At 72.1% G+C, this 13,358-nt stretch carries 12 protein-coding genes and 1 tRNA gene; 6 read left to right on the top strand and 7 right to left on the bottom strand.

All coding sequences use genetic code 11. From position 1 onward, the window contains the following. The 3 genes from ACIBF8_RS24225 (at position 1) to ACIBF8_RS24215 (ending at position 3,479) form a co-directional block, all read left to right on the top strand. Positions 1–1,548, top strand: coding sequence for an FAD-dependent oxidoreductase (locus ACIBF8_RS24225; RefSeq protein WP_396785830.1), 1,548 nt, complete (start codon positions 1–3; stop codon positions 1,546–1,548). Positions 1,549–1,614: 66 nt separating this feature from the next. Next, positions 1,615–2,823: a hypothetical protein gene (locus tag ACIBF8_RS24220; protein WP_396785828.1), complete on the top strand. Its 1,209-nt coding sequence runs from the start codon at positions 1,615–1,617 to the stop codon at positions 2,821–2,823. Positions 2,824–3,035: 212 nt separating this feature from the next. Further along, positions 3,036–3,479, top strand: a complete 444-nt coding sequence (locus tag ACIBF8_RS24215; RefSeq protein ID WP_396785827.1) for an HNH endonuclease — start codon at positions 3,036–3,038, stop codon at positions 3,477–3,479. A 71-nt stretch (positions 3,480–3,550) separates the two neighbouring features. Here the strand turns inward: ACIBF8_RS24215 and ACIBF8_RS24210 are convergent, their stop codons facing one another. Beyond that, positions 3,551–5,077, bottom strand: coding sequence for a protein kinase (locus ACIBF8_RS24210; protein ID WP_396785825.1), 1,527 nt, complete (start codon positions 5,075–5,077; stop codon positions 3,551–3,553). A gap of 97 nt (positions 5,078–5,174) precedes the next feature. Beyond that, positions 5,175–5,942 carry an enoyl-CoA hydratase/isomerase family protein gene (locus tag ACIBF8_RS24205; RefSeq protein ID WP_396785824.1) on the bottom strand — a complete coding sequence of 256 codons (768 nt, stop codon included), beginning with the start codon at positions 5,940–5,942 and terminating at the stop codon, positions 5,175–5,177. Between the two features lie 221 nt (positions 5,943–6,163). Between ACIBF8_RS24205 and ACIBF8_RS24200 the strand changes: the two genes are divergently transcribed. Next, positions 6,164–6,712 carry a hypothetical protein gene (locus ACIBF8_RS24200; RefSeq protein WP_396785823.1) on the top strand — a complete coding sequence of 183 codons (549 nt, stop codon included), beginning with the start codon at positions 6,164–6,166 and terminating at the stop codon, positions 6,710–6,712. 15 nt (positions 6,713–6,727) lie between these two features. Here ACIBF8_RS24200 and ACIBF8_RS24195 read toward each other — a convergent pair whose 3' ends face one another. The 3 genes from ACIBF8_RS24195 to ACIBF8_RS24185 form a co-directional block, all read right to left on the bottom strand. After that, entirely contained in the window at positions 6,728–7,147 is a 420-nt protein-coding gene (locus tag ACIBF8_RS24195) for a VOC family protein (RefSeq protein WP_396785822.1), read from the bottom strand. 35 nt (positions 7,148–7,182) lie between these two features. Further along, on the bottom strand, positions 7,183–7,584 hold the full coding sequence (locus tag ACIBF8_RS24190; protein ID WP_396785820.1) for a helix-turn-helix domain-containing protein: 402 nt from the start codon (positions 7,582–7,584) through the stop codon (positions 7,183–7,185). Positions 7,585–7,799: 215 nt separating this feature from the next. Beyond that, a tRNA-Thr gene (locus ACIBF8_RS24185) sits at positions 7,800–7,876 on the bottom strand. A 339-nt stretch (positions 7,877–8,215) separates the two neighbouring features. Here ACIBF8_RS24185 and ACIBF8_RS24180 point away from each other — a divergent pair. Further along, complete coding sequence (locus ACIBF8_RS24180) at positions 8,216–9,307, top strand: ABC transporter ATP-binding protein (protein ID WP_396785819.1); 1,092 nt, start codon at positions 8,216–8,218, stop codon at positions 9,305–9,307. A 162-nt stretch (positions 9,308–9,469) separates the two neighbouring features. Here ACIBF8_RS24180 and rlmB read toward each other — a convergent pair whose 3' ends face one another. Together rlmB and cysS are read right to left on the bottom strand one after the other, a co-directional pair. Then, entirely contained in the window at positions 9,470–10,600 is a 1,131-nt protein-coding gene (gene rlmB / locus ACIBF8_RS24175) for a 23S rRNA (guanosine(2251)-2'-O)-methyltransferase RlmB (protein ID WP_396785818.1), read from the bottom strand. Beyond that, positions 10,600–12,015: a cysteine--tRNA ligase gene (gene cysS, locus ACIBF8_RS24170; protein WP_396785817.1), complete on the bottom strand. Its 1,416-nt coding sequence runs from the start codon at positions 12,013–12,015 to the stop codon at positions 10,600–10,602. Before cysS ends, rlmB begins: the two co-directional genes overlap by 1 nt. Before the next feature lie 438 nt (positions 12,016–12,453). Here cysS and ACIBF8_RS24165 point away from each other — a divergent pair, with 438 nt between their 5' ends. After that, positions 12,454–13,062 carry an IclR family transcriptional regulator gene (locus ACIBF8_RS24165; protein ID WP_396786025.1) on the top strand — a complete coding sequence of 203 codons (609 nt, stop codon included), beginning with the start codon at positions 12,454–12,456 and terminating at the stop codon, positions 13,060–13,062. The last annotated feature ends 296 nt before the right edge of the window (positions 13,063–13,358 follow it).

Raw genomic sequence — 13,358 nt, 5'->3', positions numbered from 1 at the left:
ATGGCGCTGTCCCAAGTGGTAGGTCGGCTGATCGGCGTACGGCAGCACCAGGTGGACCCGGGCGGCGGTGGCGCCGACCGCGTGCCGCGACCGACCACGGCGCTGGTGGTGGGTGGCGGCATCGCCGGCATGTCGGCGGCGGTGGTGCTGGCCGAACGGGGTGTGGCGGTCACGGTGCTGGAGGCCGCTCCCACGCTCGGCGGTCGACTGGGCGCCTGGCCGGAGGCGCTCGCCGACGGCAGCCAGCAGAACGAGCACGGCTTCCACGCGTTCTTCCGGCAGTACTACAACTGGCGGTCCATCCTTCGCCGGATCGACAGGGACCTGGGCTTCCTCAAGCCCGTTGCGGGTTATCCGATCCTCAGTGCCCAGTGGCCGACCGAGGAGTTCGGCAAGCTGCCGCCCGCGCCGCCGGCGAACCTGCTCGCGCTGCTGTTGCGCAGCCCCAGCCTGCGCCTGGCCGACCTGCGACTGATGGACCGGGATGCCGCGCTGCCGCTGCTCAGCTACGACCCGGTGCGCACCTACGCCGACCTGGATCACACCACCGCCGACGAGCTGCTGGCCTCGCTGCGACTGCCGGACCGGGCGCGGGCGATGCTGTTCGAGGTCTTCTCGCACTCGTTCTTCAACCACGAGGCGGAGATGTCGGCGGCCGAGATGGTCGCCCAGTTCCACTTCTATCTGCTCGGCAACCCGGAGGGGTTGGCCTTCGACTGCCCCGACGAGGACTACGCCACGGCGATCTGGGAGCCGCTGACCCGGCACGTGGAGAAGCACGGCGGCCGGGTGGTCACCGGCTGCGCCGCCACCGGCGTGCATCGCGACGCCGAGGGCTGGCGGGTGACGACCACCGACGGCGGCAGCCATCCGGCGGGTCACGTCGTGCTCGCCGTCGACCCGCCGGCGCTCGCCGTGCTGGTCGCCGCCTCACCGGACCTGGCCGGGCGGGCCCCCGAGCTGACCGCACGGATGGCTGCCTTCGGCACGCCCGGCCCGCCCTACGCGGTGGCGCGCTACTGGTGTGACGGGGACGTGGCCGCCGAGCGGGCGGTGTTCAGCGGCGTGTCCCGCCAGCCGACTCTGGACTCGGTGACCCTGTATCACCGGTTGGAGAACGAGCCGCGGCGCTGGGCGCGGCAGACCGGCGGGTCGGTCATCGAGCTGCACGCGTACGCCTGTGAGCCGGGCGTGCCGGCCGAGGAGCTGGCCGAGCGGATGCGCCGCGAGCTGGTCGCGCTCTGGCCGGAGGCCGGCGACCTGCGGGTCCGCGAGCTGCGGGCCCGGGTCGAGGCGCAGGCGCCGGCGTTCACGCCGGGCAGCCACGCCTGGCGACCGGGGGTACGCACCGACGCGAACGGCCTCTACCTGGCCGGCGACGGCATCGCCACGGACTTCCCGAGCGCGTTGATGGAACGCTCCGCCGCGACCGGGATCATCGCCGCGAACCACATCCTGCGTGCCGCAGGTGGCGCGGCCGAGCCGGTGCGCTCGATCCGGCCGCGCGGGCTGCTGGCCGGCCGGCTAAATCGACAAAACACCACATAAGCCCCCTGCGCTGTCGTACGCTCAGATGATCAACCGTCGATCGGCCGGGCGGGAGGGCAGCGGGGGATGTCACCACTGCACCGCGCCGGCGCGGAGGACGGTTCGCCGCTCGACGAAATCGGCCGCGACGACACGTACCCGCTGATCCGCGACGAGCGCGCCTGCATCGTCACCGCACTTCGACTCGGTTGGTGGATGGCGGACGCCTACCACCACGGGCAGCACGCGGAACCCCAAGCCTTTGTCGAGGCCCGCCCGGCCGTACCGCCGGCCAAACTCTCCAACCTCACCGAGATGTCCGCCCAGCGGCGGATGCGGATGTACCTCGACGGGGTGGACGTCGCCCTGGCCCAGATCGCCGAACTCACCCGGCACACCGGACCGGTGCCCGACACGACGGCCGCCCGAGCCCTGCTACCCGACGTGGGCCGGCCCGACGCCACCGATCCGGTACCGCTGCTGCTCGCCCTCGACGACCTCAACGTGGAGGTGCTGCGCTGGGCGATGGCCGCCAACCACCGGGTCGGGCTGGCCTACCGGCTGGGTCGGTCGGTGGCGGACACCGTCCGGGCCGGCGATGTCACCCAGTTGCTGAGGCAGTTCGGCGGCCGGCAGGTCCAGATCAGCCGGTGGTTGGACGAGCTGGCCAGCGTGCTGCCGCCGTACTCCGCCGCGGTGGTGCGCCGGTCGATGGCCGCCTGGGCGGGCGCGGTCGACCGCGCCGGCCACGGGGACCCGACCGAGCCGACGCCCGCCGCGCTGAGCCGGGCGCTACGCGGCCAGGGCGACCTCTGGCGCGATGTGCTCACCGGCGGCCTGCACCCGCGCGACCTGCTCGACGAGGAGGACTACGCGGTGATCGCCCGGAATCTGATCATCCGGGACCGGCGGCTGGTGGCGCAGGCGGCACGGGGCATCTTCTGGCCGGTGCTGGTACCCCTGCTGTTGGTGCTCTTCGCGGTCGTCGGGGTGAGCGCCGCTGCGGCCGCCGGCTCGCCGACCACCCGGGCCACCGTGGCTCTGGTGGGCCTCGGCGCCGGACTGGCCGCGATCTGGCGGTCGGTCTCCGGGCCCGCGCTGTCGGTCGCCGGTGAGGTCAACCGGCCCTTGCTGGACAGCGAACTCACCGCCCGGATGGCCCTGCGGCTGAACCGGCCGCTGACCACCGCCCAGGTCACCGCGAAGACAGTTCCCCGCAGCCGCCGCCAGCGACGTCCCGACGACGCCGGCCGATCGAAATACGTTGCCCGTGTCTCCCGCGTCGACCTACCGTGAGCGCGCAAGGTCAACCACCACCGCGGGAGCAGCTCATGACGATGTCGCACGTCACCACCGTGCCGTCGCCGCTGCCCGGTGACGGTTACCGAGCGGAAGGTCCCCGGGCGGGCCGGCCCGACTGACGCGTACCCGTACGCGCCGAGCCGCCCCGTCCGACCGCAGGACCGGGCGGCTTCTTGCTGTCCGTCACCATCTGGAAAGGAGCCCCGATGGACGGCGTCCTCGTCATCAACGCCGACCTCGGCCCGCTGCACCGGGTCACCGTTCAACACGCCGTACGGATGCTCTGTCGTCGGGTGGCCGAGATTCACGAGGCCGAGCCGGACCGGGTGATCGGGGTCTTCCCGCTGCCCCGCGTGGTGCGACTGGTCCGCTTCGTGGTCACCCGGTGGCGGTTCAACTCCGGGCCGGCCTGGTCGCGCTCCGGCGTGCTGCGCCGCGACGACCGGTGCTGCGCGTACTGCGGCGGCCCGGCCTCCACCATCGACCACATCCTGCCCCGCTCGCGCGGCGGCCGGAACACCTGGCGAAACACCACCGCCGCCTGCTACGCCTGCAACCAGCGCAAGGGCGACCGGACGCCGGCGGAGGCGGGCATGCCGCTGCGCCGGGAGCCGGTGAACCCGGGCTGGGGGGCGCTGGCCGGGCGGTGACGGACCGGCCGGCGGGAACGGGGGGCCGCGTCCCGGGTACGTCCCGGGCGCGGCACCCGTCGGCCCCCGGTTCAGGCGGCGCTTTCCCGCACCCTCGACTTCGGGCTGCCACCGGGGCACTGCACCCGGATCTCGCTGCGGTACTCGGTGGAGGTCAGCGCGAGCTCGATCTGTTTCGCCGGGCCCGGGTCGTACGTCTCGGCCCGGAAATCGGGCGCGAGCGTCACCGCGAGCACCTCGACCAACTTCCCCACGCAGCGAATGGTGACCGTCCCGCCGCGCGCCTGCACGGGCACGCCCGCACCGGGGGTGGACGTGGGCACGGCCTCGGTCGGGGTCGGGCCTGGAACGTTGGTCGTCGGGCTCGGGGCCACTGTCGCACCCGGGTTGGTCCGGGAGGCGGGCGCGGAGTTCCTGGTGGGCGAGACGGCGGACGGTCCGGTGTCGACGGCGTCGATCGGCTCCTCGCTGCCCGGCATCCCGACCGTGGTGGTGCCCGGGCCGCTGCCGCTCGGCACGGCGCCCTGCCCGTGCCGACGATTGCTGAAGTCGCCGAGCGACCCGGCCAACGCCAGTGCCGCGATCACCGCGCCGCCGACCGTCAGAACGGCCCGCCGCCGACGCCACGACCCGCGCCGCACCCGCTGCGCCGAATCGACAGTCCTGGTCCTGGTCGCGGTCCCGGTCGCGGCCCCGGCTTCGGTCGCGGTCGGTTCGGCGTAACCTGCCGGCGGTTCGGCGTCGCCTGCCGGCGGTTCGGCGGCGACGGCGGCCGCCTCGGACGCTGCGCCGGTGACGGCGCCGAGCAGGATGCGCGCCGCGTCGGCGGCCGGCGGCCGGTCGGCGGGGTCGCCGGCCAGGCACCAGCGGTAGAGCCGATGCACCTCGGGCGGTACGCCGTCGATCGGCGGCAGCGGCTCCGGCTCGACGTGCGTGTGCGCGCGGAGCATCCCGGTCTGCGCCTCGGCGGGCCACGGCAGTCGCCCGGTGAGCACCCGGTGCAGGAGCAGGCCGAGGGCGTACACGTCGCTGGCCGGCAGCACCTCGCCGGCCTGTAACCGCTCCGGCGCCAGGTACGCCGGCGTGCCCAGCAGTCGCCCCTCGAAGTCGATCTCCGGCTCGCCGGCGGCTGCCGCGATGCCAAAGTCGAGTACCTTTGCGCCGGTCGGCGTGAGCATCACGTTGCCCGGCTTGATGTCGCGGTGCACCAACCCCTGCTCGTGGGCTGCGGCGAGCGCTGCGGCCACCTCGGCGCACACCCGCAGGCTGGCGCGGGGCGGCAACGGCCCGGCCGCCAGCCGGTGTTCGAGAGTGTGACCGCCGAGCAACTCCATCACCACGAACGGGACCTGGGCACCGTCCAACGACGACTCGCCGTAGTCGTAGACGCTCGTGACATGCGGATGGGAAAGCCGGGCGGCTGCCTTGGCCTCGCCCCGGATCCGTTGTCGGGCGTTGCTGTCCGAGCCGACCAGCACCTTCACCGCGACATCTCGTTCGAGCACCTCGTCGTATGCCCGGTGCACCGCCGACATGCCGCCACTGCCGAGGCGCTCCAGGAGCCGGTAGCGGCCCGCAAGCAACTGATCACGCTGCACGACGGACAGCCTGCCGTACCCGCCTGGGAGCGGGCCACCCGGGATCGAGAAAATGCAATGGGTGCGACGCCGGCCTCACCCGACCAGCTGAACGTGGTCAGTCGACGGTCGGTGGCCGCCAGGCGAAACGGGGCTGCCGACGTTCGGTGATCGCCGCGACCCCTTCCCGGGCCTCCCCGGTGGTCGTCACCTTCCGGTGCCACCAGGCGATCCGCGCCGGCTCGGCCCGATCGTCGATGATCTCCTTCGCGGCGGCGATGCTCAACGACGACCGCTGGGCGATCGTCGCGGTCAGCTCGCCCACCCGCGCGGTGAGCCGATCGGATGGCAGCACCTCGTCGACCAGGCCGACCCGCAGGGCGCGTTCGGCGTCGATCAGCTCGGCGGTGAACAGCAGGTGCTTGGCGGCGGATGGGCCGACCAGCCGGGCCAGCCGACGCGTCGTCGGTGCCGGATAGACCAGACCGAGCCGGGCCGGGGGTACGCCGAAACGGGCGTCGTCCGCGGCGATCCGCAGGTCGCAGGCGACCGCGAGCTGCGCCCCACCCCCGACGCACGCGCCTCGGATGGCGGCGAGGGTCGGCTTGGCGAAGCGGGCGAGCCGTTCCTCGGCGGCCACCGCGATGCTGGCGTCACCGGCGTCCAACAGCTCGGCCAGGTCGCCAAGATCGGCACCCGCGCAGAAGGCGTCGCCCGCGCCGGTGAGCACCAACGCCCGTACGTCCGGGTCGGGCTCCAACCGGTCGAGCAGTTCGGGGAGCTGACGCCACATGGCCGCGGTCATGGCGTTGCGCCGGGCCGGGTTGTGCATCACCACGGTGGCGACCGGCCCGGTCACCTCGACGGTCAACTCCGCGTCCGACACGTCCGCTCCTTCCCCCGCCACCTGCGCGACACCGCCGATCCGGCGTACCACGCCGATCCGGCGACCCTAACGGCGCGAGCCCAACCACGATCGTCCGCCCCGGTGCGGGCGCAATCGTGGACAGTTTCCGATCAGCGTCTGACGGAAACTGTCCACGATTGCCAGAAACGGCTGGGCGTCGGGTGGGGGAACCAACGCTTGGGGGCCCGCGTCCGACGGAGATGAGACCCGCATCGACGACCGCCGTCACGGTCGCGCTCCTGGCCGCCCTCCTGACCGGTTGCACCAGCGTCGACCGAGCCCCCACCACCCCCACCCAGCCGTCGACCTTCGGCGCCTCCGGCCCGGCCGGCACGGCCACCGGCGCACCGCTGCCGACCACCATCCCCACCGTCGGCCCCGGGGCCAGCGCCGCGCCCGCGCAGGTGACGTTGCGGACCTCCGGCGGCTTCGCCGGGCGCGGTGACTCCGTGACCGTCGAACCGGACGGTCAGTGGACCGCGGTGGACCGGGCCGGCAGTCGGCGCAACGGCCGGCTCACCCCTGCCGATCTCGGCCTCCTGACAGGGCTGGTCGCCGACCCCCGGCTGGCCGCCGAGGCGCGACAGCCGACCACCGCGACCAGCTGCGCGGACGCGTTCCACTACCGGCTGATCGTGGGCAGCGTCGAATCCGGGTACGTCGACTGCCCGGCCGACGCGCCCCCGCCGCCGGCCACCCAGGCGGTGGTCAAGCTGCTGCTGCGGGCCACCGGCACCAACGTCAGGTAGTCCGGGGCGGGCCGGTTACGCCCGGGGGAACATCTGGCCGATGCGGATCCGGTTGCCGAACGGGTCCCGGATGCCGAAGTCGATCCCGTACGGGCGCTCGGTCGGCTCGTCGGTGATCTCGACGCCCTTCGCCACCAGATTCTCGTGCGTCTTGCGGGCGTCGTCGGTGGTCATGAAGAGGTACCCACCGAGGGCACCCTTGGTGAGCAGCTCCCGGACCTGCTCGGCGGTGGCCGGGTCCAGCGCGGGCGGGCCCGGCTTCTCCAGCAGGATCTCGCGCTCCGGGTCGCCGGGCAGGTTGACCGTCAACCACCGCATGAAACCGAGGTCCTGGTCGGTGTTGACCTCCATGCCGAGCTTGTTGACGTAGAAGTCAAGCGCGGCGTCCTGGTCGAGGACGTAGATCTGGGAGCGGCTGATCGCGTTCATCGTCATGCCCATGACGCTAGACGTTGGCCGTGACCTGCTGCTTATCCAAAACTGCTGGGTCGGGTCCAGGCTTTGGTGAAGCACGACGGCACATTGGCGAGCGCGACGCGGTGCCGCCGGAAATCCGAGGGCGACTCCCCGACGATCTGCCGGAACGTCCGGCTGAACGTGCCCAGGCTGCCGAAGCCGACGGCGTAGCAGATGTCGGTCACGTCCCGGTCGGTCTCCACCAGCAACGTCATCGCCCGCTCCACCCGGCGGCGTTGCAGGTAACGGTGCGGGGTCTCGCCGAAGGTGGCCCGGAAGGTGCGGATGAAGTGCGCCTCGGAGACGTGCGCGATCCGGGCCAGCGCGGGGATGTCCAGCGGCTCGGCGTACGCCCGGTCCATGGCGTCCCGGGCACGCAGCATCGCCCGGTTCGACTCCTCCACCGCGCGACTCATCGGCCCCCGCCTCGCTCCGCTCACCGTCCGACCCAGGCTACGCCGGGCACGTCGTCGTCGAGTCGGGTGGATCTCATCGCGGCGGTGCCCGGTAACGCTGGTCCGCCCAATCTCCACGTCACCGGAGCGGACACCCGGAGGCACCTTCGCCTCGGAGGCGGTGCTGTCAACCGGTCGACTCGTGGCAGTGCCCATCGGGGAAAGCCTGATGGAATTGGAGCCCCCGGCCGGGATCGAACCGGCGACATCTCGCTTACAAGGCGAGTGCTCTGGCCAGCTGAGCTACAGGGGCGCGTGCGTCGAGGTCAGCATAGCGACTGACGTCCGCTTATCCCGCTCGCGAGGCCTCCCGACCACGGGAATCGTCAACAACCCGACGCCCGCCGGGGTAATGCGGCGTCGATTGATGTCCGACCGTGCCGGAGTGACCGGAATGCGTAGGCCGTGGATAACGTTCGACGCTTCCCCGCCTTGGCAGCACGAGGAAACCCGTTTACGGTTCACACACGGACGACGACCCGACGCCCCCGCGATCCGGGCCGCCGTCCGTTGACCGGCACGGACACGTGCCGGTCGCTCCTTCACTCGGATCGTCCGGCACGTTCCTGCCGGTGAAAGGAAGCGCTTCACCATGGCTACGGTCACCTATTCCAAGGCGTCCCGGATCTACCCGGGCCAAGAGCGTCCCGCCGTCAACGAGCTGGACCTCGAGATCGGCGATGGCGAGTTCCTCGTCCTGGTCGGCCCCTCCGGTTGTGGTAAGTCCACCAGCCTGCGGATGCTCGCTGGCCTGGAGGACGTGGACGCCGGCTCGATCTACATCGACCAGCGTGACGTCACCCACCTTCCCCCGAAGGCCCGCGACATCGCGATGGTCTTCCAGAACTACGCTCTCTACCCGCACATGACGGTGTACGAGAACATGGCGTTCGCCCTCAAGCTGCGCAAGACCTCCAAGTCGGAGATCGACCGGCGGGTCAAGGAGGCGGCCGGGCTGCTCCAGCTGGAGGAGTACCTGAGCCGTAAGCCGAAGGCGCTCTCCGGTGGTCAGCGTCAGCGTGTCGCGATGGGCCGGGCGATCGTCCGCGAGCCGCAGGTCTTCCTCATGGACGAGCCGCTGTCGAACCTCGACGCCAAGCTCCGTGTGCAGACCCGTACCCAGATCGCGTCGCTGCAGGCCAAGCTGGGCGTCACCACGGTCTACGTCACGCACGACCAGGTCGAGGCCATGACCATGGGTCACCGCGTCGCGGTGCTGCTCGACGGTGTGCTGCAGCAGGTGGACACCCCTCGGGCGCTCTACGACACCCCGGCCAACGTGTTCGTCGCCGGCTTCATGGGCTCTCCCGCCATGAACATCAAGACCGTTCCGCTGAACGAGCGGGGTGCCGAGTTCGCTGAGCTGAACATCCCGCTGACCCGGGAGCAGGTCGAGGCGGCCCGCGCCGAGGGTGGCGACGGCAAGGTCACCGTGGGCTTCCGCCCGGAGGACTGCGAGCTGGTCAGCCCGACCGAGGGCGGCATGCCGGTCGTCGTCGAGCTGGTCGAGGACCTCGGTTCGGACGCCAACGTCTACGGCCACGCCGCGCTGGGTGGCAACTCGGAGCGCTTCGTCGTCCGTACCGACCGGCGCAACATGCCGAACATGGGTGACACCGTGTTCGTCAGGCCGGTTGCCGGTCGTAGCCACGTCTTCCACGCCGCCACCGGTAGCCGGATCTGACGTAACGCCGTACCGATAAGGGGCGGTCCGCTTCGGCGGGCCGCCCCTTCGTCGTACCCGAGCACGCTCCCCGGTCGTACCGGATCTTCGTCGCCTGGACCCGTCAGATCTGACGACGAAGGCCCCCTCCCGCGCTCGGGAGAGGGCCTTCGTGGATGTGCGCTACAGCTCGACGGAACGCCGGCGGGCGACCTCGGCCAGCGCGACCGCCGCCGCCACGCTGGCGTTGAGCGACTCGACCTCGGAGATCATCGGAATGCTCACGGTCAGGTCGCAGGTCTCCCCGACCAGGCGGGACAGACCGCGCCCCTCGGAACCAACCACCACCACCAGCGGACCGACCGCGGCCTCCAGGTTGTAGAGGTCGGTGTCGCCGTCGGCGTCCAGGCCGACGACCATGAAGCCGGCTTCCCGGCACGCCTTCAACGACCGGGTCAGGTTGGTCACCTGCGCCACCGGCACCCGCGCGGCCGCGCCGGCACTGGTCCGCCAGGCGGTCGCGGTGATCCCGGCGGCACGACGCTCGGGTACGAAGACACCCTGCGCGCCGAACGCGGCCGCCGACCGGATCACGGCGCCCAGATTGCGCGGGTCGGTGACACCGTCCAGCGCGACCAGCAGCGGGGCCTGCTGCTCCAGGGCAGCGGCGACCATGTCCTCGAATGGTTGGTACGCGAAGGGCGGCACCTGCAACCCGACGCCCTGGTGCAGCACGCCGCCGGTCATCCGGTCCAACTCGGCCCGGCTGATCTCCAGGTTGGCGATGCCCCGGTCGGCGGCGGTCCGGATGATCTCGTTGATCCGGTCGTCCATGTCGATGCCCTGGGCGGTGTAGAGCGCCGTCGCCGGCACGCTGGCGCGCAGCGCCTCCAGCACCGGGTTACGCCCGACCAGCAGCTCCGGGGTGTCCTTGGACGGGTTGGACTTGCGCCCCGGCGTGACCCGAGGACCGGACCGCGCGGACGGCTTGCCGCCCCGGCCGCTGGTGGCGCCCCGACCGACCGGTACGCCCCGGCCGCCGCCCCGGCCCCAGGTGGTGTCCTTGCTACCAGGCTGACCGATCTTGGGGGCACGCCCCTCCTCGGCCGCCGCGCGGCGCTCCTTGTCCTGCTTCCAGGCGGTGCGCTGGGGCAGCTTCTCGGTGCCCGAGTAGCCCTTGTGCCACGGCCGCTCGTCGGCGGGCAGGGTGCGGCCCCGCCCGGCCAGCGAGTCCTTGTTCTTGCCACCGGAGCCCTTGGGGGCGCTCGCCTTCGACGTCAGTCGCCGGCCACGGCGCTGCGAGTTGCCGGCCATCAGTCCTGCTCTCCAATAGTCCAACGGGGGCCCTGGGGGGTGTCCTCGACCACCACGCCGGCCAGCTTGAGCTGGTCACGTACCGCGTCGGCGGCAGCCCAGTCCTTGCGGCCCCGGGCCTGCGCACGCTGCTCCAGGGCCAGCGCGATCAGGGAGTCCACCACGGCACGCAGATCGTCTGATCGGCCGCCACCGGTCCAGGCCGGGTCGAGGGGGTCGATCCCGAGAATATCCAGCATCGCCCGCACCACGGCCAGCGTGGTGCGGACGGTCACATCGTCGCCGACGCTCAGCGCGGTGTTGCCGTCCCGAATGTGCTGTTGCAGCACAGCCAGCGCGGCGGACGTGTTGAGGTCGTCGTTCATCGCCGCGACGAAGCCGGCGGGAAGCTCAGCGAACTGCCCGGCACCGACGCGTTCGGCCGCCCGCAGCACGAAACCCTCGATCCGCCGGTACGCGGTGGCCGCGTCGCGCAGCGAATCCTCCGAGTAGTCGATCACCGAGCGGTAGTGCGCGGCGGCGTAGTAGTAACGCAGCTCCACCGGCCGCACCCCGAGCGAGTCCACGTACGCCAGGCCCAACGCGTTGCCAGCGGACTTGCCCATCTTGGCCCCGCCGATGCTGAGCAGCCCGTGATGCACCCAGTAGCGGGCGAACGGCAACCCGGCGGCGTGGGACTGGGCGATCTCGTTCTCGTGGTGTGGGAACGTCAGATCCAGGCCGCCGCCGTGAATGTCGAACTCCGGGCCGAGATACCGCCAGCACATCGCCGAGCACTCGATGTGCCAGCCCGGCCGGCCCAGCCCCCACGGCGAGGGCCAGTACGCGTCCGCCGGCTCGTCCGGTTTGGCACCCTTCCACAGCGCGAAGTCACGCGGGTCCCGCTTGCCCCGGTCGGGGGCGTCCCCGGCGGGCTGCATGGCGTCCGGGGATTGACCCGACAGCGACCCGTACGCCGGCCAGGACGCCACGTCGAAGTAGACGTCGCCGGAGCCGTCACTCGCCGGGTACGCGTGCCCGTCGGCGATCAACTTCTTGATCAGCTCGTGCATCTCGGGAATGTGCCCGGTGGCGCGCGGCTCGTAGGTCGGCGGCAGCACGTTCAACGACCGGTACGACTCGGCGAGCAGCAGCTCGTTGGCGTACGCGATCGACCAGAACGGCCGACCCTGATCGCCCGCCTTGACCAGGATCTTGTCGTCGATGTCGGTCAGATTGCGAATGAAGGTGACCTCGTAGCCGGCGGTCAGCAGCCAGCGGCGCAGCACGTCATAGTTGACGCCGGAGCGAAGGTGACCGATGTGCGGCGGGGCCTGCAGAGTGAGACCACACAGGTAGACCCCCACCTTGCCGGCTTCCCGCGGGACGAAGTCCCGCACCGATCGGGTGGCGGTGTCATACAGGCGTAGCGTCACCGTACAAGGGTAGCTGTCCGTGCCTGTCCGGGTCCGCCGGTGCCGGGTCGTACGCTGCCAGGCGTGGATGCGACCGCACGCTCCGGTGGCTCCGGTGACCCGCCAGCCAAACCCACCGCCCCCGGCGACGCGGTCCTCGGGCTGTCTGACGCTGACGGCAACGGGGTTCCTGGGCCATCCGACGCTGGCGGCCACGGGGCTTTCGGGCCGTCTGACACTGGCGGCCACGGGGCTTTCGGGCCATCTGAAACTGGCGGCCACGGGGCTTTCGGGCCGTCCGACGCTGGCGGCCACGGGGCCTTCGGGCCGTCCGACACTGGCGGCGACGGGGCTCTCGGGCCGTCCGACACTGGCGGCGACGGGGCTCTCGGGCCGTCCCGTGCTGGCGCGGGGCGGGCCGATGCGGTTGCCGGGCGGGGTGGGGAGACGTCGCAGACGCTGGACCGGGGGTTGCGGCTGCTGCACCTGGTCGCCGACGCGCCGGGCGGTCTGACCGTCACCGAGGCCGCGAACCGGCTCGGCATCGGCCGGGCTGCCGTCTATCGGCTGGTCAGCGCACTGACCGGGCACGGCATGCTGCGCCGCGACGACGAGGGTCGACTGCGCCTCGGCGCCGGACTGTTGCACCTGGCCCGACGAGCCCAGCCGCTGCTCGCCGAGGGCGCGCTGCCGGCGCTACGCCGCCTCGCCGAGCAGGCCGGCGCGACCGCGCACCTGACCGTCGTCGAAGGTGGGGAGGGCGTGGCCCTGGCCGTGGTCGAGCCGAGCTGGACGTCGTACCACGTCGCGTACCGGGCCGGGGCACGGCATCCACTGGACCGGGGAGCAGCGGGCCGGGCGATCCTGGCCGGTCGGGCCGGGGTGGCAGACCCGTTGAGTAGCAGCGGAGAGCTGCAGGCCGGGGCGTACGGGGTGGCGGCGCCGGTGCTCGGCGTACCCGGCTTGGAGGCCAGCGTCGGCGTGGTCGCGCTCGCCCCACTGGACGTCGACACGATCGGCCCCCAGGTGCTGGCCGCCGCCCGAGCCATCGCCACCGCCCTCAGCTGATCCCGGTCCGGTCTCTCCGCCCGACCCCCGGGCCTCGCCCTGCCCGCCCCGGCCCTGCCTGGTCCGCCCCCCGGGTCTTGCCCTGCCCGCCCCGGCCTCGCCCTGCCCGCCCCCGGGCCTGCCTGGTCCGCCCCCGGGCTTGCCTGGTCCGCCCCCGGGCTTGATCAACTCGGGTTTCAGGGAAGTGTGGTATCCCAGCGCCCTTGGGCTCAAGTGGTTGTTGCAACGGGGTGGATTCTCGTCAGGATGAGGGGTCATGCCGGGGCAGAGGTTGTCGTCCGCGGAGCGGGCGCAGA

It is taken from the genome of Micromonospora sp. NPDC050276 (assembly GCF_044459545.1).
GTDB lineage: Bacteria > Actinomycetota > Actinomycetes > Mycobacteriales > Micromonosporaceae > Micromonospora.
Note: the sequence above shows the minus strand (reverse complement) of the source record. Positions and strands in the feature narration are given on the sequence as shown.

Excerpts from the sequence above, each read along its gene's own strand:
- ACIBF8_RS24190 (WP_396785820.1), bottom strand. The coding sequence starts at position 7,584 with ATGAGTCGCGCGGTGGAGGAGTCGAACCGGGCGATGCTGCGTGCCCGG.
- ACIBF8_RS24195 (WP_396785822.1), bottom strand. The coding sequence starts at position 7,147 with ATGACGATGAACGCGATCAGCCGCTCCCAGATCTACGTCCTCGACCAG.
- ACIBF8_RS24200 (WP_396785823.1), top strand. The coding sequence starts at position 6,164 with ATGAGACCCGCATCGACGACCGCCGTCACGGTCGCGCTCCTGGCCGCC.
- ACIBF8_RS24215 (WP_396785827.1), top strand. The coding sequence starts at position 3,036 with ATGGACGGCGTCCTCGTCATCAACGCCGACCTCGGCCCGCTGCACCGG.
- ACIBF8_RS24220 (WP_396785828.1), top strand. The coding sequence starts at position 1,615 with ATGTCACCACTGCACCGCGCCGGCGCGGAGGACGGTTCGCCGCTCGAC.
- ACIBF8_RS24180 (WP_396785819.1), top strand. The coding sequence starts at position 8,216 with ATGGCTACGGTCACCTATTCCAAGGCGTCCCGGATCTACCCGGGCCAA.
- rlmB (WP_396785818.1), bottom strand. The coding sequence starts at position 10,600 with ATGGCCGGCAACTCGCAGCGCCGTGGCCGGCGACTGACGTCGAAGGCG.
- ACIBF8_RS24225 (WP_396785830.1), top strand. The coding sequence starts at position 1 with ATGGCGCTGTCCCAAGTGGTAGGTCGGCTGATCGGCGTACGGCAGCAC.